20 protein-coding genes are annotated in these 22,197 nt (G+C 72.9%); 5 read left to right on the top strand and 15 right to left on the bottom strand.

Annotated elements, in window-relative coordinates; genetic code table 11:
- Positions 1 to 132 precede the first annotated feature (132 nt).
- The 13 genes from PZB75_RS10690 to hutU all read right to left on the bottom strand — a co-directional run bounded on the left by PZB75_RS10690 (position 133) and on the right by hutU (position 16,980).
- Positions 133 to 1,740 (bottom strand): fused response regulator/phosphatase, encoded by a 1,608-nt coding sequence (locus tag PZB75_RS10690; RefSeq protein WP_275535067.1) that lies wholly within the window; start codon positions 1,738 to 1,740, stop codon positions 133 to 135.
- Positions 1,737 to 3,176, bottom strand: a complete 1,440-nt coding sequence (locus PZB75_RS10695) for a sensor histidine kinase (protein ID WP_275538662.1) — start codon at positions 3,174 to 3,176, stop codon at positions 1,737 to 1,739. The genes PZB75_RS10690 and PZB75_RS10695 overlap by 4 nt, the downstream gene beginning before the upstream one ends.
- Positions 3,173 to 4,264: an ATP-binding SpoIIE family protein phosphatase gene (locus tag PZB75_RS10700; protein ID WP_275538663.1), complete on the bottom strand. Its 1,092-nt coding sequence runs from the start codon at positions 4,262 to 4,264 to the stop codon at positions 3,173 to 3,175. Before PZB75_RS10700 ends, PZB75_RS10695 begins: the two co-directional genes overlap by 4 nt.
- Positions 4,261 to 4,683, bottom strand: coding sequence for an anti-sigma regulatory factor (locus PZB75_RS10705; protein ID WP_275535068.1), 423 nt, complete (start codon positions 4,681 to 4,683; stop codon positions 4,261 to 4,263). The genes PZB75_RS10700 and PZB75_RS10705 overlap by 4 nt, the downstream gene beginning before the upstream one ends.
- Positions 4,680 to 5,054, bottom strand: coding sequence for an STAS domain-containing protein (locus PZB75_RS10710; protein ID WP_275535069.1), 375 nt, complete (start codon positions 5,052 to 5,054; stop codon positions 4,680 to 4,682). The genes PZB75_RS10705 and PZB75_RS10710 overlap by 4 nt, the downstream gene beginning before the upstream one ends.
- Positions 5,051 to 5,902: an STAS domain-containing protein gene (locus PZB75_RS10715; protein ID WP_275535070.1), complete on the bottom strand. Its 852-nt coding sequence runs from the start codon at positions 5,900 to 5,902 to the stop codon at positions 5,051 to 5,053. The genes PZB75_RS10710 and PZB75_RS10715 overlap by 4 nt, the downstream gene beginning before the upstream one ends.
- 627 nt (positions 5,903 to 6,529) lie before the next feature.
- Entirely contained in the window at positions 6,530 to 7,399 is an 870-nt protein-coding gene (locus PZB75_RS10720) for a polysaccharide deacetylase family protein (protein WP_275535071.1), read from the bottom strand.
- Positions 7,396 to 9,087: a glycosyltransferase gene (locus PZB75_RS10725; RefSeq protein ID WP_275535072.1), complete on the bottom strand. Its 1,692-nt coding sequence runs from the start codon at positions 9,085 to 9,087 to the stop codon at positions 7,396 to 7,398. The genes PZB75_RS10720 and PZB75_RS10725 overlap by 4 nt, the downstream gene beginning before the upstream one ends.
- A 312-nt stretch (positions 9,088 to 9,399) precedes the next feature.
- Positions 9,400 to 10,776, bottom strand: coding sequence for a GNAT family N-acetyltransferase (locus PZB75_RS10730; RefSeq protein ID WP_275535073.1), 1,377 nt, complete (start codon positions 10,774 to 10,776; stop codon positions 9,400 to 9,402).
- Positions 10,777 to 10,839: 63 nt separating this feature from the next.
- Positions 10,840 to 12,054, bottom strand: a complete 1,215-nt coding sequence (gene hutI, locus PZB75_RS10735; RefSeq protein ID WP_275535074.1) for an imidazolonepropionase — start codon at positions 12,052 to 12,054, stop codon at positions 10,840 to 10,842.
- Positions 12,055 to 12,275: 221 nt separating this feature from the next.
- On the bottom strand, positions 12,276 to 13,604 hold the full coding sequence (locus PZB75_RS10740; RefSeq protein ID WP_275538664.1) for a formimidoylglutamate deiminase: 1,329 nt from the start codon (positions 13,602 to 13,604) through the stop codon (positions 12,276 to 12,278).
- A 314-nt stretch (positions 13,605 to 13,918) separates the two neighbouring features.
- Entirely contained in the window at positions 13,919 to 15,142 is a 1,224-nt protein-coding gene (locus PZB75_RS10745) for an allantoate amidohydrolase (protein WP_275538665.1), read from the bottom strand.
- 179 nt (positions 15,143 to 15,321) lie between these two features.
- Positions 15,322 to 16,980: a urocanate hydratase gene (gene hutU, locus PZB75_RS10750; RefSeq protein ID WP_275535075.1), complete on the bottom strand. Its 1,659-nt coding sequence runs from the start codon at positions 16,978 to 16,980 to the stop codon at positions 15,322 to 15,324.
- 217 nt (positions 16,981 to 17,197) lie between these two features.
- On the opposite strand from hutU, the gene PZB75_RS10755 reads away from it, so the two are divergent.
- The 4 genes from PZB75_RS10755 to PZB75_RS10770 all read left to right on the top strand — a co-directional run bounded on the left by PZB75_RS10755 (position 17,198) and on the right by PZB75_RS10770 (position 19,654).
- A complete protein-coding gene (locus tag PZB75_RS10755; protein WP_275535076.1) occupies positions 17,198 to 17,695 on the top strand; it encodes a hypothetical protein in 498 nt (165 codons plus the stop codon).
- A gap of 161 nt (positions 17,696 to 17,856) precedes the next feature.
- The gene (locus tag PZB75_RS10760; protein ID WP_275538666.1) at positions 17,857 to 18,591 is read left to right on the top strand and encodes a transcriptional regulator; all 735 of its coding nucleotides are present in this window, start codon (positions 17,857 to 17,859) and stop codon (positions 18,589 to 18,591) included.
- Between the two features lie 38 nt (positions 18,592 to 18,629).
- The gene (locus PZB75_RS10765) at positions 18,630 to 19,109 is read left to right on the top strand and encodes a roadblock/LC7 domain-containing protein (protein WP_275535077.1); all 480 of its coding nucleotides are present in this window, start codon (positions 18,630 to 18,632) and stop codon (positions 19,107 to 19,109) included.
- Positions 19,110 to 19,279: 170 nt separating this feature from the next.
- Positions 19,280 to 19,654 (top strand): hypothetical protein, encoded by a 375-nt coding sequence (locus PZB75_RS10770; RefSeq protein WP_275535078.1) that lies wholly within the window; start codon positions 19,280 to 19,282, stop codon positions 19,652 to 19,654.
- Between the two features lie 75 nt (positions 19,655 to 19,729).
- Here the strand turns inward: PZB75_RS10770 and PZB75_RS10775 are convergent, their stop codons facing one another.
- Positions 19,730 to 20,296 (bottom strand): hypothetical protein, encoded by a 567-nt coding sequence (locus PZB75_RS10775; RefSeq protein ID WP_275535079.1) that lies wholly within the window; start codon positions 20,294 to 20,296, stop codon positions 19,730 to 19,732.
- Between the two features lie 279 nt (positions 20,297 to 20,575).
- A complete protein-coding gene (locus tag PZB75_RS10780) occupies positions 20,576 to 21,427 on the bottom strand; it encodes a MurR/RpiR family transcriptional regulator (RefSeq protein ID WP_275538667.1) in 852 nt (283 codons plus the stop codon).
- A 165-nt stretch (positions 21,428 to 21,592) separates the two neighbouring features.
- Between PZB75_RS10780 and PZB75_RS10785 the strand changes: the two genes are divergently transcribed.
- Entirely contained in the window at positions 21,593 to 22,171 is a 579-nt protein-coding gene (locus PZB75_RS10785; RefSeq protein WP_275535080.1) for a thioredoxin domain-containing protein, read from the top strand.
- Positions 22,172 to 22,197: the final 26 nt, after the last annotated feature.

A 22,197-nucleotide genomic window follows, 5' to 3' on the forward strand; every position in this document is an offset into this window, starting at 1 on the left:
CGGCGTCAGATGCGGTGCATCGCCAGGCGGAGGAGCGTCCGCATACTGGATGTATGCGGACGTTCCGACAACGCCGCGAGGTGCCGTAGCTGTCGTCGCACGCCCACCAGGGATCGCGGGACAGCCCGTAGGTCAGTCCAGCCGGACGACGAGCAGGGCGATGTCGTCGTCCTTGTTCTCGCCGAACGTCCGCAGCACCTCTTCGCACAGGGCCTCCGGCTCGGCCGGTCCGGCCTCGGCGACGGCCCGGAACTTGTTGAGGCTGTCGTCCAGGTCCTCGTCGCGCACCTCCACCAGGCCGTCGGTGATCAGCACCAGACGTGTGCCGGGGACGGTGTCCACCACGGTCGACGGCGGGTGCGGAAGGTCGAGCCCCAGCAGCGGTCCGTGTTCGTGGACGAAGGTCGCGGGCCCGTCCGGCCTGACCAGCAGCGGTGGGATGTGCCCGGCGTTGGACACATGGACACGGCGTCCGCCGGGTTCGATGAGGATCACGCACAGGGTCACCGTCACGCCCGGCCGCGAGTAGGCGAGCAGTGATTCGAGGCGTTCGTTGATGTGGTGCGGGGTGTGGCCCTCCAGGGCGTAGGCGCGCAGCGCGTGCCGCACCTCACCCATCACGGTGGCGGCGGCCAGTGAGTGTCCCGCGACGTCGCCGATCGCCAGCAGCAGTCCGTCGTCCGTCCGGATGGCCTCGTAGAAGTCGCCGCCGATCTCGGTGTGTGTCGAGGCGGGCAGGTACCGGAACGCCATCTCGACGCCCGGCACGCTCGGCAGCCGGTCCGGCAGGAACGTCCGCTGGAGGGAGAGCGCGAGGGAGTGCTCCTCGTTGTAGCTGCGCAGCGCCTCCAGCGACAGCGCGCAGGCGTGGACCAGTTGCTGGAACAGCTTCTGCCCGTCGGGCCCGGGGACCGCGGCGGCGGGTACGGCGAAACAGACCGGCGGGCGGCCGTGTTTGGTGCGGGCCACCATCAGGGCGACGTCCTCGTCCAGTTGACCGCCCGGTACCAGCATCCGCCACCGGGCCCGTGGCAGGACCGTCATCTCGGCCCCCGTACCGCTGCGGAGGGCGTGGCCGGAGAGCCGGCCCAGCAGATCGGGGTCGGTGGGCACCAGCCGGGGGGTGGCTCCGGGGCCCTCCACCTCGCTGCGGACGGCCTGGCCCTGCGGGGTCAGGAACACGGCGGTGGCGGCGCACGACAGCAGGTCCGCCGCGCCGCCGGTCGCGGCGGTGGCGAACGAGTGGAAGCCGACGGCCCGGTAGACGTCGAGGGTGGTCCGGTTCAGCGTGACCAGCCGCTCGGCCAGGCGCTCGGCCCGGCGCCTGGCCCTGGCATAACGCAGCGTGGCCGTGACGGTGGCCAGCAGCTCCACCGGGTCGATGGGCTGGTTGAGGTACGCGTCGGCCCCGCGGCGCAGGCCCTGCGCGTGGTCCTCGGGCGTGACGGCGGCGGCGGAGATGTGGATCACCGGCAGCCCGACGGTCGCGGGGTCGCTCTTGATGCGCTCGCACACCTCGAAGCCGCTCATGTCGGGCAGCCGTACGTCGATGATCGCGGCTTCCGGGCCGGGCGTCCCGGACTCGGCCAGCAGCGCCAGTCCCGTCCTCCCGTCGGCCGCGGCGATCACGGTGTGTCCGGCGCGGCCGAGCCAGCTGGTGAGGACGTACCGGTTCACCTCGTCGTCGTCGATCACCAGCACGGTCGCGGGTGCGTCGTCACGGCTCGCGTCGGAGTTCACCGGTGGGTCCCGTCGGCGGGCGCGTCGGACGGGGCGGGCGGGGCGTCGGCGGTGTCGGGTCTCTCCACCGCGGGAGGCGTCGGCAGGTCGGGGAGCCGCACCTCGACCCGGGTACCGACCCCCGGGGTGCTGGTCAGCGTGAGCGTGCCGCCCAGCAGTTCCGCGAGCGTACGGGCGTACGGCAGTCCGAGGCCGGTGCCCGGTCGGCCCCGCTGGTGCGGGCCGCGCACCTGGTAGAACTCCTCGAAGATCCGCTTGAGTTCGCCCCGCGGGATGCCGACGCCGGTGTCGGTGACCGTGAAGACCAGCCAGGGGGTCGGTGTCCCGTCCGTGGTGAAGTCCAGGCGCACCTCACCGTGTTCGGTGAACTTCAGCGCGTTGGACAGGAGGTTGCGCAGGATACGGCTCAGCAGCACCTCGTCGGTGACCACCACCGGAAGCGTGCCGGACTCGGGCATCACCAGAGCGACGCCCTCCGAGTGCACCGTGCCGCGCATCAGCCCGCCGAGCTGACCGAACAGGGTCCGCAGATCGACCGGGGCCGGGTGCGGGTGCAGTTGTCCCGACTCCGCCTTGGCGACGTCGAGGAGATCGCCGACCAGGGCGAGCAGGGTGTGGCCCGCCGAGGCGATGAGCGAGACCTGCTGCCGCTGCTCGTCCTTCAGATCCGGTGAGTCGGGCGCCAGGAGGAGGCGGGAGAGGGCGACCACGGCGTTGACGGGGGTGCGCAGTTCATGGCTGATGTTCGTCCAGAACCGGGTCTTCGCCTCGCTCGTCTCCCGCAACTGGCGGGACTTGTCCTCCAGTTCGGCGTGCAGGGCGACCACACCGCTGTTGGTCTCCTCCAACTCCTGGGACAGCTCGGTGTAGAGGGCCAGGACACCCTTGTTGGTCTCCTCCAACTCCTCGTTGAGCCGACGCAGTTCCTCGCGCTGGGCCCGGGTCTCCTCGATCGTCGAGATCAGGTCGCGGGTCTGCGCGCGTAGGTCCTCGACGAGGGTGGTCGGAGTGGTGCGGTGCAGGGCGTCGCGCAGCCGGGTGTGCCTGAGGGCGGGGGCGGTGTCGGCCATCGGCACGGGCTGTTCGATGACGACTCGGCTTCGCGGGGAGCCCTCCTCGTACCGCACCCGGTGCACGAGGCGGGCGGCCAGTTCCAGCGACTCCGGGCCGGGACGGGTGCCGTGGTCCCAGGCGAGTACGACGACGAGCGACGGCGGACCCTCGCTGTGCAGTGCGAACGTCACGGCCAGACCGTCGCAGCCGAGCCGGTCGCGTCCGAGTTCGCTCAGCGCGGTCGCCAGCCGCACCTGGTCCTGCCGGGGCAGTCCCAGGACCTCGGCCGCCGCCTGACCGCTGCGCCGGAGCGCGAAGATGTCCTGTGCCGAGCCGATGGCGAACGCCAGCACGGACTCGGGGTCGGTGGCGAACGTACTCACCATGCCCCCTTGACGACCACGATCCCTGCGTCGTCGCGGCGTACCGCTGCCTCGCGCAACAGATGACCCGCCATCACGGTCGGGGTGTGGCGGAGCAGATTCGGTATCGCCCCCGCCGTCCAGCGCTCGGTCAGCCCGTCGGAGTGCATGACGAGGGCGCCGCCGGGAACGAGTGGCTGCTCGAACGTCCGGAGGGTGCGCATCTGCTGGCCGACGATGCCGGGGGCCGACAGCAGCCCGTTGCGGGACTCGGGGCCGAGGAGGAAACCGGCGACGTTGCCGATGCCGCAGTAGCGGAGCAGACCGGCGTCCGGTTCGATCCGGGCCACGGCCACAGCGCCGCCCCGCGTACCGCGCAGCGCCTTGTGGATGTCGTTCAGGATGCCTTCGGGCTGGCGCGCGGACGTGTGGTGGAACGCCTTCACGGCCGCCTCGGAGGCCAGCGCGGCGAGCGGCCCGTGGCCGAGCCCGTCGCACACCATGACGAGCAGCGCCCGCTCCCGGCTTCCCCCGCCGGACGGGCTGTCACCCGGATCGACGCGGGCGGCCCAGGCGTCGCCGCAGCTGGTCTCCCCGCTGATCGGGCGGGTGATGCCGGCCACGACCGCGGGGGCGGTGGGCGGCTGCCCCGGCGTGGCCATGAAGGCGTCGCCGGGGTTCCGCGACCAGAACTGGGCGGCCAGGACCGTGCCCCGCCCCGGGACGGAGTGCAGGTCGAAGGTGTCGGCGAGCCGGGCCACGGCACCGAGCCCGATGCCGAGCGTGCCCGCCGTGGACACCCCGTCGGACAGTGCGGCGACCGGGTCGGTCATGCCGGGCCCGGTGTCCACGGTGACGAACTCCACACCCGCGCGGTCCTCGGTGCGCAGCACCCGCAGCAGCAGCGAGCCGTCCACCGCGTGGCGCTGCAGATTGGTCGCCGCCTCGGTGACGGCGAGCGCCACCTCCGAGGCCCGGTGGCTGTTCAGGCCGATCCGGCGGGCCAGGGTGGCCGCCGCCCCCCTCGCCATCGACGGCAGGGAGGGCTCCGCCCGGAACCACGCGATGTCCTCACAGGCCGGCACGGTACGGCCGCTCAACTCGGTCATCGCGTCCACTTCACCACGGTCACGGTGGTGCCGCGGCCGGCCTCGGTGGACAGGTCGAAGTCGTCCACGAGCCGTCGCGCGCCGCTCAGCCCGAGTCCGAGCCCGCTGCCCGACGTCCAGCCGTCGGTCATCGCCTGCTCCACGTCGGGGATGCCCGGCCCCGAGTCCTCGAAGACGGCGGCCACGCCCAGCTTCCCGTTCTTGCGGACGGCGCCGGCGGTGAGCACGCCACCACCGCCGTAGATCAGGGTGTTACGGGCCAGTTCGCTGACCGCTGTGATGAATTTGGTCTGGTCGACGAGCGACAGCTTGCACCGCTGGGTGAGCGCCCTGGCCAGTTGCCTGGCACGCACGATGTCGTCGTTGCTGACGATGGGGTGCGTCTGCGGTGGTTCCTCAGCGGCCCAAGGGGGGATCATGCCCGGTCCGGGCGGGTGTCTGACCGACGCAGCAGCGTCAGCCCCTTTTCCAGGTTGAGCGCGGTACGCACCCCACCCAGCGAAAGACCGAGTTCGACGAGTGTGATGGCGACCGCCGGACGCATCCCCACCACCACGGTCTCGGCGTCCAGCATGCGTGAGATCGCCGCGATGGTGGCCAGCATGCGTCCCACGAAGGAGTCGACGATCTCGACCGCGGTGATGTCGATCACGACACCGCGGGCCGCCTTGGCCACGATCTGTTCGGCCAGGTCCTCCTGCAGGTTGAGGACGGTCTGGTCCTCAAGGTCCACCTGGATGGAGACCAGCAGGACGTCACCGATCTGCAGGACGGGTACGCGCTCGGTCATCGACGGGACCCTTGGTGAGCGACGAGGTCGATGCCCGACTTCTTCAGCGCGAGCTGGAGGGCGTCCGCAAGGGTGGCCTTCGTCACGATGTCACCGAACTCGATGCCGAGCGCCACGATCGTCTGGGCGATCTGCGGCCGGATTCCGGACACGGTGCATTCGGCGCCCATGAGGCGGGCGGCGACGATCGTCTTGAGCAGGTGCTGGGCGACCTGTGTGTCGACCGCCGGTACCCCGGTGATGTCGATGATGGCCTGCTCGGAGCCGGTGTCCACCAGTGCCTGGAGAAGCTTCTCCATCACGACCTGGGTCCGGGCGGAGTCGAGGGTCCCCACGAGCGGCACGGCGATCACGCCGTCCCACAGCTTGACCACAGGGGTGGACAGCTCCATCAGCTGGTCGGACTGGGCGCTGATGATCTCCTCGCGCGCCCTGCTGTGCGTCTCGATCGTGAACAGACCGAGTTCGTCGAGCAGTCGGGCGAGACGCAGATACGCCTGGATCTCCTGGGCGGAGCCGTCCTGGAGAACCTTCTCCAGCTCCCCCTTCAGCGCGAACACGCTGATCGCGGTCTCGCTCGGCGTGAAGCCCTGGCGGGCGCGGTTGCGCGACAGTTCGGTGAGCAGAGCCCTGACCTCGGACAGCTCCTCGGCGTGGAGGTCCTGACCGCCCGCCCGGAGCGCTTCCTGGAGCGCCGTGTACAGCTCGCGCAGCTCACGGTCCAGCTCCGCCCGGCTCAGTCTGCCGCCCAGGGTGCCGGAGACACGCTCCACCCACCCGGCCGTGACCTCCTGGCTGTCGGCCGAGAGCAGTTTCACCATCTCGGCGGAGGCGTTTTGCTTCGCCATCGCAGTTACTCCTTACACCCTGAATAATATGGTCCGACAACCGACTTGATCCGACAATCAGAGGGAAGCGTACGGCATCTCCCTGAGTGTGCGCGCACGAAGGAATCTCCCGTTCCGACGGGCGTACATACCAGGGAGCGGGGAACACGTCCGCCCCCGTCGACGGGGAAGTCCCCGGCAATCAGGCAAGGCGGTCGGTTCTCGTGCTTTCGTCCGAGAGTGCCGCTCGTTTCGGCCACAACACGAATGTGACCGAAACGACGACCGCATTGTGGAACGACCCGATTATGGACGGGAACAGGGCTGTGTGTGGCGTTTCCCGCTTACGGCCTCCCTATCGCGGGGGAGGTCGTTACGAAGGTGTCACGCCGGGAGCTCCCGGCAATTGACCTGGCCATGCGGCCGGAATGGCAGCCGTCCTGACATGGGCGCACGGGCGCATGGTGTCGGGGATCACGGAACGGGCCGGGGCGAGGCGGCGGGCGGCGGGGAGCACGGAGCGGCGCCGGGGCGGCAGGCGGCGGGCGGCGGGGACCACGGAACGGGCCGAAGCGGCAGGGGGCGGGGACTACGGAACGGGCCGGGGCGGGGCGGCAGGGGGCGGGGACGGGCCCGGGGTGGCCGGGCTCAGCCCGCGAAGACCGGACCGCGCAGTGCGGCGCGGGCGCGTCGGCAGAGCCGCCAGCCGACGGTGGGCAGCGCGTCCGGGAACGGCGCGACGGCCGCGCCTACGCCGGACAGCCATGCCTCGATGTCCGCGACCGTGTGACCGCGACGCAGGATCAGCCGGGCGATGCGGTACGGCTCGTCGTCCGTCGAGCTGAGCGCGTGCCGGACGGCGACCGCGCTCCGGTATCCGGCGGTCCGCGCCGCCCGGCGCACGGCCGGACTGTTGTAGCCGTGCGGATAGGCGAGATGGACCACCTCATGTCCCAGCACGTCCTCCAACTCCGCTTTGGAGTCGCCGAGTTCACGACGCAGAGCGGCGGCGGGCAGGGTGTCGAGCTGGGGGTGGGTGACGGTGTGGGCGCCGACCTCGATCCCGTACCGCTCCAGCAGCGGCGCCCGGTCCAGCCGCATCATCGGGGCGGGCGGCAGCAGGCTCCCCCGGGTCCCGCCCCGGTCGGTGGTGGGCCCCGCGCCGACGTGGGGGGAGCGGACGAGCGCTCCGGTGGTGAGATACGCGGTGCCGGGCATCGACCGCGCGGCCAGCGCCTCGGCGGTCGGGCCCGGCAGATCCGCGAATCCGTCGTCGAAGGTGAGAACCAAGGGCCGGGCCGGCAGCGGAGCACACCCGCCGGGGCGGCCGGCCAGCGCGTCGGCGAGGACGCCGACGGGCACGGGGGTCCGCCCGGACGACTCGATCAGATCGAGGTGGGCGGCGAAGTCCCTTGGCCGCACGGTGAATTCGGCGATCCAGTCGGGCGGATCTTCCATCACCGCGTGATAGAGGAGTACGGGGACGACGACGGCCGCCGCACCCCGCCCGGCGGTCATCGTGACTCCCACGGCAACGGGAGGGAGCGGACCCGGTGGCGGGCGCGCACGTATCCGATCGGGCCGTACAGCATGCCCCGGCGTTCCAGCCGGGAGAGGTGCCGGGGCCAGGGGTGGCTCCGGGCGTCGTGCGCGCCGAGGGCTCCTCCACCGCCGAACCCCGTGCGTTCTCCGGGCAGCAGACGGCCCGGCAGGTCCCCCGGCGCCACGGTGCGGGACGCGGTCATCGCGCGGGCGTGGGCGAGTCCGCGCGGCAGCCGGGCGAGGAGAGCGGGCAGCAGCGCGGGGTGGCGGACGAGGAGCGCGGTGAGACAGGCGGTGAGCCCGGCCCCGTACCCGTACGCCTGGTCGCGCAGGTCCTGCCAGCGCTCACGGTGGTGATGCCAGACCAACGCGTCCGGCGTGTACCGGAGTTGGTGACCGGCGGCGAGAACACGCACAAAGGCGTAGAGGTCGTCGCCGCCCCTGGCGGGGGTCCCGGTCCCGGTCGCCGGGTCGAAGCCGCCGACGGCCCGCAGCGGTCCGGCGCGGAACGCCATGTTGGCGCCGGAGCCGAACCGTCCCGCGGTGAACGGGAACAGCGGTTCGTCGGCGGGCGGACGCGCCGGGTCGTACTGGCGGGCGGCGAAGCCCTTCGCGAAGCCGCCGTGGCTCTCCAGGAGTATCTGCGCGGGCGTGGTCAGCCGGGCGGGGAGGATCAGCCCGGTGACGCAGCCGATGCGCGGGTCGGCCGCGAACGGTGTGGTGAGGGCGGTCAGCCAGTGCGGATCGGCGATCACGTCGTCGTCCGTGAAGGCGAGAATCCCGGCCGCCGCGACGGCGACGCCCCGGTTGTGGGCGGCGGCCAGTCCGGGCACGGGCTCGGTGACATGGCGGACGCCCCTCGCGGCGTACTCGGCGGCGACGAGGTCGCGGGTGGCGGTGGTGGCCGGGGCGTTGTCGACGACGACGACCTCGAAGTCCGGGTGATCCTGGGCGAGGAGCGAGTCGAGGGCGCGGGCGAGCTGTCCGGGGCGTTCGCGGGTGGCGACGACGACCGTGGTGAGGGGCGGCTCGACGAACCGCTCACCGTCGGGGTCCCGGCCCGGCCCTGGACCCTGCTGCCGGAGTTCCGGGTCCTGGGCTTGTGGGTCCTGGGCTTGTGGGTTCCGGCCTTGCGGGTCCCAGGCGTACGGGTACCGGCCTTGCGGGTCCTGGGCTTGCGGGTACCGGCCTTGCGGGTCCCAGGCGTACGGGTACCGGCCTTGCGGGTACCGGCCTTGCGGGTACCGGCCTTGCGGGTCCTGGGCTTGTGGGTACCCGCCTTGCGGGTCCCAGGCGTACGGGTCCCAGGCTTGCGGGTACCGGCCATGCGGGTCCCAGGCGTACGGGTCCTGGGCTTGCGGGTCCCAGACGTGCGAGTTCCGGCCTTCCGGGCCCCAGGCTTGCGGGTCCGGTCCGCCTGGGAGGGTGATGCGGTCGGCCGCCTGGGCGGCGAGCGCGGCGGCCGGGTCGTCGCCCGCGCGGACGCGGCCGAGCAGCGTGCCGACCGGGCGGCCCCGGAACCGTACGAGCGCGAAGACCTGCCGGTCCCGTCCGTCGTTCCGGCCGGGCAGCGGCGGCGGGCCGCCGGGCACGGGCCGCAGCTCCCACCCGTGGGGCCCGTCCAGCTCCAGCTCGGCCACGGCGATGTCATGGATGCGCGGCAAGCGCGGCTCCCGGTGCGGCGGTCGCTCCCGCTGTCCGTACGGCATGTGCGTCCCGTCCCGTCTCCCGGTCGCGGCGTCGCACCCGCCCGCCGCCGGCCCGTGTCCCGTACCGCGTGGCCCTGTCGGTCGTACCCTGCGGCCCGGCCATGTCGGTCATGGCCCGTGGCGCTGTCGGTCATGGCCCGTGGCGCTGTCGGTCGTGGCCCTGTCGGTCGCGCTCCGTGGCTCGACCGGTCGTCCGTCGTGCGCTATTGGTCGCGCTCCGTGGCCCGTGCCCGTGGCCCATGGCCCGACCGGCCCTGCCTCGTGGCGCTACCGGTGGCCGTGGCCCGTGGCCCTGTCGGTCGAGTCGGTCGTGTCACCCGCCCCCGTCCGCCCGTTGGGCTGCTCCGGCCCGTTCGGACGCTCCGGCCCGTTCGGACGTTCCTGGCTGTCCAGGCGCTCCTGCCCGGTCCGTGTCGCGGCGCGCAGCCGCCCGGCGCGTTCCAGGTTCCGCCGCGCGAGACCCGCGAGCCGGGGCCTGTCCCGTACGAAGGTGTGGGCCCGGCGCGACGGCTCGCGGCCGATCCACCGGAGCGCCGCGCCCGCGCCGGGGCGCGTCGACGCGCCCTCGTACACCGTCAGCTCGCCCGTCCTCAGCGCATCCTTGTACTCGGCCGCGCCGCGCCCCAGGTCGAGCAGTCCGATGCCGTCACGGGCCGCCGCCTCCGCCATCCGCAGATGGAGGATCAGCCCCGGCGAGTGCGTGGCGAACTCCGGGTCGTACGCCGGGAACCAGCAGGACAGCACGGTCCGCGAGCGCAGTCCGAAGTGCGCGGCGACGGGCCGGTCCCCCGCGTACAGCACCGACAGCAGTCCGGCGCAGCCGGGCGCACGGGTGTGCGACAGGAACGTGACGAGGTCGCTGATCCAGCCCTTCGCGAACCGGTCGCGGCGGCCGGTCCTGCGGTACTGGTCGGATTTCCAGCCCATGAGCGTACGCAGCATCGCCGGATCGCGTTCGTCGAGGACGAACCGCACCTCGCCGACCCGGCGGCCGAGCCTGCGCTCCTTGGCGAGGGTGGTCCGCAGGAAGGTGGGCGAGCGGACGCGCAGACCCGCTTCGTACGCCTGGTAGCCGTCGCCGATCTCGATGACGTACGAGGGGTACGGATGGGCGGCGCCCGGGTCGAAGAGTTCCTGGCCCGCTTCGAGGTTGTCGTACTCCCAGGCGGAGAGCCCGCAGGCGCGGAGCACGGCCCGTTCGTCGAGGACCAGGCCGGGGCGGAGTACGGGGCCCTGGACATCGGACACCCCGAAGCCGATGGCGGTGCCGTGGCCGAGCGGTCGCCTCTCGAAGGGCAGGAACCCCGCGATGTCCCCGGCGATGTCCCCACCCGTGTGCGTCGCGGTGTGACCGGAGGTGTGCGTCGCGGTGTGGCCGGCGTTGTGCGTCGCGATGTGATGGGCGGTGTGCGTCGCGGTGTGACCGGGGCGGTCGCCGGTCTCGCCTTCGTCGCCCTCTCCGCTCTCTTCCCCGATCACGGCCACCTGGGCGCGCGGGCGGACCCTGCCGACGGCCAGGGTGAATTCCGGTTCCATGAACGGGCTGGCCGGTGCGCCGGACTTCGCCCGCAGCTCCCGCCAGGCCGCGATCTCCCGCGAGCCCAGCTCCCCGGGCCTGACCACGCGTACGCGCCGACCGCTCAACTGGACCCCCCGGTCTACGGCCTGTCCCCTGGGTCACGCTGCCCGAAACGGTACTGGGGACGGTCACCGAGCGGTAGACGGCCGCCCTGTCCGGTGAGCGTCCACGACCCGCTCGCCGCGCTGCCAGACCCCCGCGACCAGGGGCACTCCGGGCCGGTAGGCGAGGTGGACGTGGCTCGGGGCGTCGAGCAGGAGCAGGTCGGCGCGGGCGCCGGGGGCGATGCGGCCGACGTCGGTGCGGCGCAGTGCGGCGGCGCCGCCCGCGGTGGCGGACCAGACGGCCTCGTCGGGGGTCATCCCCATGTCGCGTACGGCGAGGGCGACGCAGAACGGCATGGAGGAGGTGAACGACGAGCCGGGGTTGCAGTCCGTGGAGAGGGCGACGGTGGCGCCCGCGTCGAGGATGCGGCGGGCGTCGGGCCAGGCCGCGCGGGTGGAGAACTCCGCGCCCGGCAGCAGGGTGGCGACGGTACGGCCCTGGGCCAGGGCGTCGATGTCGGCGTCGGTGAGATGGGTGCAGTGGTCGGCGGACGCGGCGTCGAGTTCGACCGCGAGCTGGACGCCGGGGCCGTGACCGAGCTGGTTGGCGTGGACGCGCGGGTGCAGGCCCCTGGCGCGGCCCGCGGTGAGGACGGCGCGGGCCTGGTCGCCGTCGAAGGCGCCCCTTTCGCAGAACACGTCGATCCAGCGGGCGTGCGGGGCGCAGGCGTCGAGCATGGGGCCGGTGACGAGGTCGACGTACCCCGCCGGGTCGTCGGCGAACTCGTCGGGCACGACATGGGCGCCGAGGTAGGTGACCTCGTCGGTGTGGCGGGCGGCGACGCGCAGGGCGCGGGACTCGTCGTCGACGGTGAGGCCGTAGCCGGACTTGGTCTCGAAGGTGGTGGTGCCCTGGTGGAGCGCTTCGTCGAGATAGCGGGCGACGTTGGCGGAGAGTTCGTCGTCGGTGGCGGCGCGGGTGGCGGCGACGGTGGTCCGGATGCCGCCGGCGGAGTAGGGGCGGCCGGACATCCGTGCGTTGAACTCCTGGGTGCGGTCGCCCGCGAAGAGCAGGTGCGAGTGGGAGTCGACGAAGCCGGGGAGAACCGCGCGGCCACCGGCGTCGACGGCGTTGTCAGTGGCGGGTGCTTTGCTTGATTCACCGGTCCAGACGACCCGGTCGCCTTCGATGACGACGGCCGCGTCCCGGATCAGGCCGAGGAAGGTTCCGTCACTCAGGGGGGCGAGCGGATCGTTGGTGACCAGACTGGCGATGTTGGTGATGGCGGTCGTCGTCATCTCGGGGTTCTTCTCCTCGCATCACTTCGGCCGCGACGGCGGTTCCTGCCGTGGCGGCGGTTTCGGCTGCGGCGATGGTGCCTGCTGCTGCGGCGGCGGTTCCGACTGTGGCGGTGGTACCTGCTGCGGCGGCGGTTTCGGCTGTGACCGTGGGGCCCGCCGTGACGGTGGTACGAGGCGGGTCGGGGACACGGGGCAGGTCGGGGGCGGCGTGGGGCGGGTCAGCGGTGCAGGGCGGCGACGGCCGAGGCGAGCGCTGCCGGGACGTCCTCGATCAGCGTGTGCCGGCCGTCCCGTACGAGGTGACGACCCGCCACGACCGTGTGCCGCACATCAGCGGCGGAGGCGGCGAATACGGCTGTCTCGGCGCCCAGTCGGGGCGCCGGTCCCGCTGTCCTGACGGTGTCCAGGGCGATGGTCGTGAAGTCGGCGGACGCGCCCGGTTCGAGGACGCCCGCGTCGGGGCGGCCGAGTGCGGCGTGACCGTCCGCGGAGGCGGCCCGCAGCAGGGCGCCCGCGGTCCAGTGGCCACGGATGTGGGTGCGCAGCCGTTCGTCGAGTTCCATCGCGCGGGCCTCTTCGAAGAGGTCGATCACGGCGTGGCTGTCGCTGCCGAGCGACAGGGGCGAACCCGCGCCCTGGAGGGCGGCGGCCGGGCCGATGCCGTCGGCGAGGTCGCGTTCGGTGGTGGGGCACATGCAGGTGCCGGTCCCGGAGGAGCCGAGCAGTTCGATGTCCTCGTCGGTGAGGTGGGTGTTGTGGATGCCGGTGGTGCGCGGGCCGAGCACTCCGTGGTCGGCGAGCAGCCGCGTCGGGGTGCGGCCGTGGGCGGCCTGACAGGCGTCGTTCTCCGCGGTCTGCTCGGAGAGGTGGACGTGGAGCGGGGCACGCCGTTCCTCGGCCCAGGCGGCGACGGTCCCGAGCTGTGCGGCGGGGACGGCGCGTACGGAGTGGACGGCCGCGCCGATCAGGGCGTGGTCACTGTCCTTGAGGAGGGAGGCGCGTTCGGCCCAGGCGTCGGCGGTGGTGTCGGAGAAGCGCAGTTGGGAGGGGTTGGGCGGTTGGCCGAACCCGGCGGCGAGGTAGGCGGTGTCCAGGAGGGTGATCCGGATGCCGGCCTCGGCGGCGGCGGCGATCAGGGCCTCGCCCATCGCGTTCGGGTTGTCGTAGGGGGCGCCGCCCGGTGCGTGGTGCAGATAGTGGAACTCGCCCACGGCGGTGATCCCGGCCAGCGCCATCTCGGCGTACACGGCACGGGCCAGGTCGTAATAGGTGTCGGGGGTGAGGCGGGACGCGGCCTGGTACATGGTCTCGCGCCACGTCCAGAAGGTGCCGGAGCCGACCTGGACGGTGGCGCGCAGGGCGCGGTGGAAGGCGTGCGAGTGGGTGTTGGCGAGGCCGGGGAGGGTGAGGCCGCGCAGCACGGTGGCACCCCGCGGCGGGGTGCCGACGCCGACGCGGACTGCGGAGATCCGCCCTTCGGTCACGTCCAGGAGGACACCCGGCTCGACATGGGCGCCGAGCCAGGCGTGGGACGCCCAGTACGACACATCGGCGGGCCGCGGCGGCTCGGACCGGGGGCCGGGGCCGGGGCCGGGGCGGAGGTGCGGGCCGCCATCGGCTCCGGGCACCGGCCCGGGTCCGGGCTTGGTGACGCGACGGCCGGACGTGGGCCCGGAGTTGACGCGGGGCCCGGACGTGAGCCGAGTCCGACGACCGGGGTCGGACGTGGACCGGGTTCCGCAGCCGGGGTCGGACGTGCGGCCGGTCCCGGATGTGGAGGCGGACCCGGGCTCGGGCACGGGGGCGTGTCCGTACCCGTCCTCGGGTCGTGGACCAGGGGCGCTGTTCGGCGGCTCCGTCTTCAGCGGCACGCGAGACCTTCCAGTACGTCGGCGAGTGCGGTCACCCCGGCCGCGCAGTCGTCCTCGGCGGCGTGTTCGGCCGGCGAGTGCGAGATCCCGGTGGGGTTCCGTACGAACAGCATGGCGGTAGGGACCGAAGCGGACAAAATACCCGCGTCGTGTCCGGCGCCCGTGCCGAGCACGGGCACCGCCCGCCCGGTGTCGGCGGCGCCTCCGCGGGCCCGGCCGGTCAGGATCGCGCGCAGTTCGTCGCGCAGGGCGTGCTGGAAGTCCACGACGGGCGTGAAGGACTCCCGTACGACGTCGAGGTCGATGCCCGCCCGCTCGGCGTGCTCCCGGGCGGCCCGCTCGATTCCGGAGACCACGGCGTCGAGCGTGGCCTGGTCGGCGGCGCGCGAGTCGAGCCAGCCACGGACGAGGGACGGGATGGCGTTGACGCCGTTCGGTTCGACGGCGACCTTGCCGAAGGTGGCGAGGGCGCCGGTGAGTTCCGCCTCGCGCCGGGCGGCGAGCACGGTCTCGGCGTACGTGAGCATCGGGTCGCGCCGGTCGGCGAGCCGGGTGGTGCCCGCGTGGTTCGCCTCGCCCCGGAAGTCGTACCGCCAGCGGCCGTGCGGCCAGATCGCTGAGGCGATGCCGACGGGGTCGCCGGTGAGGTCGAGGGCCCGGCCCTGCTCGACGTGGAGTTCGACGAACGCGCCGATGCGGGCGAGCCGTTCGGGGTCGGGGCCGATGGCATCGGGGTCGTATCCCGCTGCCGCCATGGCCTGCGGCAGCGTGACGCCCGCCGCGTCGCGGAGCCGGTGCGCCTGGTCGACGGTCAGCTGCCCGGCGGCGAGCCGGGACCCGACGCAGGCGAGGCCGAAACGGGCACCTTCCTCGTCACCGAAGTTGGCGATGGCCAGCGGCCTGGTGAACCGCGCGCCCCTGGCACGGAGTTCGTCGAGCGCGGCGAAGGAGGAGACGACACCGAGCGGACCGTCGAAGGCTCCGCCGTCCGGTACGGAGTCGAGGTGTGAGCCGGTGACGACGGCGTCGGGGCCGAGGGGGTCGCCGAGCCAGGCCCACTGGTTGCCGTTGCGGTCGACCTCGTATCCGAGCCCGCGCGCCTCGGCCTGTTCGCGGAACCACGCCCGGCACTCGGCGTCGGCGGCCGTCCAGGCGTGACGACGGTAGCCGCCGCTCCCGGCGTCGCGCCCGAGCGGCGCCAGCTCCCGCCACATGGTCAGGAACCCGGCCGGGGACGGGGGCGCGGCACCGGACGACGAGGACGGGGCGCCAGGCGGCGAGGACGGGGCCGCCGCGTGCCGGGCCGCCGACGTGTGCGGGGCCACCGACGCGTGCGGGGCCGTCGACGGATGCGGGACTGCCGACGGATGCGGGGCGTCCCGTTCGGTGGGGGTCACTCGCCCTCCCGCATCGGGACGCGGACGCCCTTCTCTTCCGCGACCGACTCCGCGATGTCGTAACCGGCGTCGACGTGCCGGATGACACCCGTGCCCGGGTCGTTGGTCAGGACCCGGCGGATCTTCTCGCCCGCCAGCTCCGTGCCGTCGGCGACCGTGACCTGGCCCGCGTGGATCGAGCGGCCCATGCCGACACCGCCGCCGTGGTGGATGGAGACCCAGGACGCCCCCGAAGCCACGTTGACCATGGCGTTCAGCAGCGGCCAGTCGGCGATGGCGTCGGAGCCGTCGAGCATCGCCTCGGTCTCGCGGTACGGCGAGGCGACCGAGCCGCAGTCCAGGTGGTCACGGCCGATGGCCAGCGGGGCGGCCAGCTCGCCGCTCGCGACCATGTCGTTGAACCGCTCACCGGCCCGGTCGCGCTCCCCGTAACCGAGCCAGCAGATCCGGGCGGGCAGTCCCTGGAAGTGGACGCGCTCGCCCGCCATCCTGATCCAGCGGTGCAACGACTCGTTCTCCGGGAAGAGTTCGAGCAGCGCCTTGTCCGTCTTGTGGATGTCCGACGCCTCGCCGGACAGCGCGGCCCAGCGGAACGGCCCCCTGCCCTCGCAGAACAGCGGCCTGATGTACGCGGGGACGAAGCCCGGGAAGTCGAACGCCCGGCTGTATCCAGCCAGTTGTGCCTCACCTCGGATCGAGTTGCCGTAGTCGAAGACCTCGGCGCCCGCGTCCATGAAGCCGACCATCGCCTCGACGTGCGCGGCCATCGACTCGCGTGCCCGGCGGGTGAAGTCGGCGGGCTTCTCGGTCGCGTAGGAGGCCATGTCGTCGAAGTCGACGCCCAGCGGCAGATAGGCCAGCGGGTCGTGCGCGCTCGTCTGGTCGGTGACGACGTCGATCGGCGCGCCCTCGGCGAGCATCCGGGGAAGCAGCTCCGCGGCGTTGCCGAGCAGGCCGATGGAGAGCGGGCGCCGGGCGTCACGCGCTTCGACGGCCAGGTGGAGGGCGTGCTCCAGCGAGTCGGCGCGCACATCGAGGAACCGGTGCTCGATGCGCCGTTCGATCGCGCGCGGGTCGCAGTCGATACAGATCGCGACACCGTCGTTCATGGTCACGGCGAGCGGCTGGGCACCGCCCATTCCACCGAGTCCGGCGGTCAGCGTGATCGTCCCGGCCAGCGATCCGCCGAACCGCTTCGCGGCGACGGCGGCGAACGTCTCGTACGTGCCCTGGAGGATGCCCTGCGTACCGATGTAGATCCAGGACCCGGCGGTCATCTGCCCGTACATGGTGAGGCCGAGCGCTTCGAGCCGCCGGAACTCCTCCCAGTTCGCCCAGTCCCCCACCAGGTTGGAGTTGGCGATCAGCACCCGGGGCGCCCATTCGTGGGTCTGCATGACCCCGACCGGCCGCCCGGACTGCACGAGCATCGTCTCGTCCTGCTTGAGCGTCCGCAGCGTGCGCACCATGGCGTCGAACGACCGCCAGTCGCGGGCCGCCTTGCCGGTGCCGCCGTAGACGACGAGCTTGTCGGGGTGCTCGGCGACCTCGGGGTCGAGGTTGTTCTGCAACATGCGGAGGGCGGCTTCCTGCTGCCATCCCAGGGCACTCAGTTCCGTACCGCGCGGTGCCCGTACGGGGCGGGGTCCTGACATGGCGGTGCCTCCTCGCGAATGTAAATGAACCATTCACATCCTGTGCGGATGAATAGTCGTAGTCAACAGGGCGCCGCCGCGAGAAGGCCGGAAGGGGGCCGGAAGTATCGCATCCGTTCGCGCATGCCTGTGGAAAATGCCAGAACTGCCACCCGGCGTCGGCACGTTGCGTAGCCTCGGGGTCACAGCCGTACAAGACGTCGGGAGGGGAGACCGCGTGCCCGGAATTGACGAATGCCTGCTCGAAGTCATGAGACTGCCCGGCGCCCGGGGTGCCGCGGTGGTCGACTGGACGAGTGGCCTCGCCCTCGGCACCATCGGCGACTCACCCAACGGCGACCACGAGGCCACCGCGGCCGAGACGGCGGAGGTCGCCAGGATGGCGGCGGAACAGCCCGCGTTCGCCCTGTTCGCCGACGATCCGCACACCGCGCGCCCCCCGGCCGACCCGAGCGGTTCGAGCGGCCCGGCCGATCCGGGCGGCCCCGGCGGTGCGGCCGAACGGCCGGAGCACGACGGTACGGGGCCGGTGCGGGGGCCCGCCGTCGAGGACGTCATCGTCACCACACGGGCCGGTTACCACATCCTGAGGTTCGTCGAGACCGCCTTCGACAGCAGCATCTTTCTCCATCTGTGGCTGGACCGCGCGGACGGCAATCTCGCGCTCGCCCGATTACGGCTCGGCGAGACGGCGGATCGGCTGGTCCTCGCATGACGTCGTCGCCCTGCCCGGCCACACCCCCCGGCATCGCGCCCCCCACGGCTCCGAACACCGCGCCCCCGAACCGCGCGGCCCGCGACACCGCACCCCTCGCGCCCCCCTCCGCCCCGCAGCTCCCGCCTTCCGCACCTGACTTCGGGGCGTCCCTCTCCCCCATGCTCCAGCGGCTCGCGGTCGAGCGCGCGACCGGCGCCCTGATGCGGGACCGGGGCACCCTCTACCTCGCCGACGGCCAGGTGGTGCACGCCGAGAGTCCGGCGACCCCCGGCATCGACGTCCTCCTCACCACGAGCGGCGCGCTGCGCCACGAGGGCTGGTGGGACGCGGTCGCCCAGGCCGGTGCCGGACAGCGGGTGGGCCGCTACCTCGTCGACAGCGGGCGGGTCCCCGGCGGGGCGCTGGAGCTGTGCCACCTGGGCGCGTTGTACGACGCCGCGTTCTTCGCGCTCGCCCCGACCCGCACCCCGTCGAGATTCCGTTACGGGGTGTCGCACTGGATCGGTCCCGTCCGTCCCGTACCGGCCGAGGCCGTACAGCGCGAGACGCTTCGGCGCCGCGAACTCCTCGACCGGATCTGGCCGGACGCCGAGACGGACACCGCGCCCCTCGTCCGCCCGGCCCGGCCCTCCGACCTGTCGGTACCGCCACGTCAGCGGGTGGTGCTCGGCCTGGTGGACGGGGCGCGGACCGCCACGGACATCGCCCTCGCACTGGGGCGCTCGGCGTTCCACACCCTCGTGGACCTGCGCCGGCTGGCGGCGGCCGGTCTGGTCTCGGCGGTACGCGAACCGGTCGACGCCGGGTCCGGCCGGGTCACGCTCCCCGAGGTCACGGCCGATCCCGACGTCGCTCTGCTGCGTCGGCTCAAAGACGCGTTGGAGGCCCTGTGATACGCGCGCTCAGGCAGCGTGCCGGGAGGAGACAGCTGATGGTCCCCGAGGCCGACGTCCTCGTCGAACTCCAGCGGCTGCGGGCCCGCGTACCGCTCCTCGCGGGCGCGCTCGCCGCCAGCACCGACGGTCTCGTACTCGCCCATGACACCCCGGGCGTGGAGGCCGAGGGGGTCGCCGCTCTCACCGCCGCCGCCCTCGGTGTCGCCGTCCGGATGACGGACGCGACGGGCCGGGGCGGCTTCCGTGAACTCCTCGTCCGGGGCGAGGCGGGATACATCGCGACCTACGCGGCGGGCTCGTCGGCCGTGCTGACCCTGCTCGCCGAGGACCGGATCAACGTCGGCAGGCTCCACCTGGAGGGCCGCCGGGCGAGCGCGCGCATCGGCGAACTCGTCGACACCGCACTGGAACGCCCCGACCAGCCCGCCGCCCCGCCCCGGCCACCCCTGCAACCGCGTACTCCGCCGCCGACCCGGATGCCGCAGCCACCCCACGACCCACAGACACACATCTGACGCGTCCGGCACGCCTGACGCGCCTGTCACATGTACCGGTCCCTACCGGTCATCACATCCGCACCGGACTGTCACGTCCGCACGAACCGACGCACACGAACCAACCCACACCCGAAACCACTCATCACGGAGCCGGTCCCCCCGACCGCCCAGGAAAGGAATCACCACTCATGGCCAACACCGAAGCGTCACTGAAGGAAGCGATGGCCGCGATCGAGGGCGCCGTCGGTGCCGCCCTCGTCGACTACACCAGCGGGATGGCGTTGGGCACCATCGGCGGCGGCAAGGACTTCAACCTGGAGATCGCGGCGGCCGGCAACACCGATGTCGTACGGGCCAAGCTGCGCACCATGGAACACCTCGGCATCCAGGACGAGATCGAGGACATCCTGATCACCCTCGGCACCCAGTACCACCTGATCCGGCTGCTCAGGACCCGTGGGAACAGCGGCCTGTTCCTCTATCTCGTACTGGACTCCGGCCGGGCCAACCTGGCGATGGCCCGTCACCAGCTCAGGCGGATCGAGGCCGAGCTGGAGGTCTGAGGACCTTCCGCGCCCCCGGCGAAGGCGGCTCCGGAACACCCCTCCCGCTCCGGCTCCGGCGGGCCGGGCCCCGGCTCAGCGGTGACGTCGTGCCCCACCGGGTGCGGCGTCACCCGCCATCGGACCGGTCGTGCGGTACGCCTCGACCTGCTCACCGGCGGGGCGACCCTTCTCGACCAGATCGGTGCGGACCCAGTACAGGACGTCCGCCGCCCGCTCCCGTCTGCCGATCGCGACCGCCTTGATCCAGAGCCCGGCCCCGGCGCCCGCGAGCATCAGCCCACCGGCCCCGGGCAGGACGAATCCACTGGCGACCGCGACCAGGAAGGCGGCGAGCAGCCACCGACGACGGGCGCGCCGCCAGTTCCGTACGGTCACCGCCCGGTCCTGGAGGAAGTCGGCGCGGGCGGCGCGCGTGGCCGCCTCGGCGAGGGCGGTGTACCGCCGGTTACGGACGAGCGCGACGACGGCCGCGGTGATCAGGAAGAGCGCGGCTCCCGCCAGCAGCCCGATCCGCCGGCCGGTGAGCCCCGGCACCAGTGCCCCGACGACGGCGGCGATCAGCCCGGGCCACCACAGCGGCGCGGCCCCGGCCCGTACGATCACGGCCACCCTCGCCAACGACTGCGCTCCGCGTCCCACGCCCGTACCCCTCTCCGCGACTTCCCGTGCCGTGCCGCACCGGGAGGCGCGGCTGCTGGACGCGGAGATTAATAGCCGCGTCTGAACAATGTCTGAGAAACAACGCCCGGAACCCGTCATCCACACCGGGACCCCACGCCCCGGACCACCGGGACCACTGCAATCGCCCCGACCACCGCAATCACCCGGACCACCGGAGCCGCCCGGACCACCGGGACTTCCACCCCGTGGCTCCGCCGCTCCCCCGCCCCGGCGCTCCCCTGCTCCACGAACAGCCCGCTACTCCACGAACAGCCCGCGCGCGGCCGCCGCGGCGTCGAACTCCTCCAGCCGCGCCTGCGCCTGAGGCAGGTCGTCACACATCGCTTCCAGCAGCACCCGCCCCAGCATCATCGGCGCGCACGCCGTGTCGAAGGCCAGGCCGGTGCCGACGGCGGCCGGGATCAGCAGGTCGCTGCACTTCGCGACGGGCGCGAACGCCGAGTCCGCGACGGTCACCACCGTCAGCCCGCGCCCCCGCGCGTACACCAGCGCGTCCACGACCTCCCTCGGATGGCGCGGCAGCGCGAAGCAGAGCAGGGCGCTCGCCCCCGCCCGGCGCGCCGCGTCGATGCGGTCGTGCACCATGCTGCCGCCCTCGTCCAGCACCCGGACGTCCGGATGGACCTTGGCGGCGAAGTAACCGAACCCCCTGGCCTGCGACGACGCGGCGCGCAGTCCGAGCACGGGCAGCGGCCGGGACGCGGCCAGCAGCTTCCCGGCCTTCTCGACCGGGCCGGGGTCGGCCAGCAGTTCGGCGAGCTGCCGCAGGTTCTCGATCTCGGCGTGCACGGCCTGCTGGTACTCGGTGTACGTCTCCTCGGTCCCGTCCATGGCGGACTCGGCGGGCCCGGGGGCGACCTCCCGCAGGTGGCGGCGGAGGGCGGGATACCCGTCGAACCCGAGGGCGACCGCGAACCGGGTGACGGACGGCTGGCTGACCCCCGCCAGCTCGGCCAGTTCGACACTCGACAGGAACGGCACATCGGCGGCCCGGCGCACCATCGAGTGCGCGATGCGCCGCTGGGTCGGTGTCAGCCGATGTCCCTCGAAGAGCCGCTGCAACCGCGCCGCCGGGCCGCTCCCGCTCATGCCGTCCCCCTCGAAGAGCACGTGGTGCCGGTCAGGCACCGACCGATCCATTCAGCCAGCCAGCAGCCTGCATGTCCATATGCAACCAGAGGACCGGCCACCGCCTCCCCGTCACCCCGTCCCGCTCCTGTTGCGGGATCGCGCCGCGCTCCGGAACCTGGAGACATGACCCCAGCCAACACGACGGGCCTCGGCGGCACGGTCGTCCAGTACGGGGACCCCGAGCCCGCACACGTCCTGAGCGTCTACGCCGATCTGCGCTGTCCGTACTGCAAGCGCATGGAGCACGGCCTCGGGGCGGTCATGGAGGAGCTGGCGGACCGGAGCCGTCTGACCGTCGAGTACCACTTCGCGACGTTCATCGACGGCGCGGCGGGCGGCAGCGGCTCCCTCCAGGCGCTGGCGGCGCTGGGGGCGGCGGCCGACGAGGGGCAGAAGGCGTTCATGCACTACCTCAGGGCCCTGTACGCCGAGCAGCCCGACGAGAGCGACGACGCGTTCGCCGACCGGTCCACCCTGCTGCGGATCGCCGAGGAGGTCGAGGCGCTGCGGGGCGAGGACTTCCGGCAGAAGGTCACCACGGGCGCCTACGTGCCGTGGGCCCGCGAGGTGGCCGCGGCCTTCGGGACGAGCGGTGTCGACAGCACACCGACGGTCCTTCTCGACGGAGCACCGCTGCCGGTGATCAACCCGATGGGGTACACGATCACCCCGGAGGCGTTCCTCGCGGAACTCCCGGCCTGAGACGAGACCCGGCCCGGGACGCGGCA

The sequence above is a fragment of the Streptomyces sp. AM 4-1-1 genome, assembly GCF_029167625.1.
Lineage (GTDB): Bacteria > Actinomycetota > Actinomycetes > Streptomycetales > Streptomycetaceae > Streptomyces.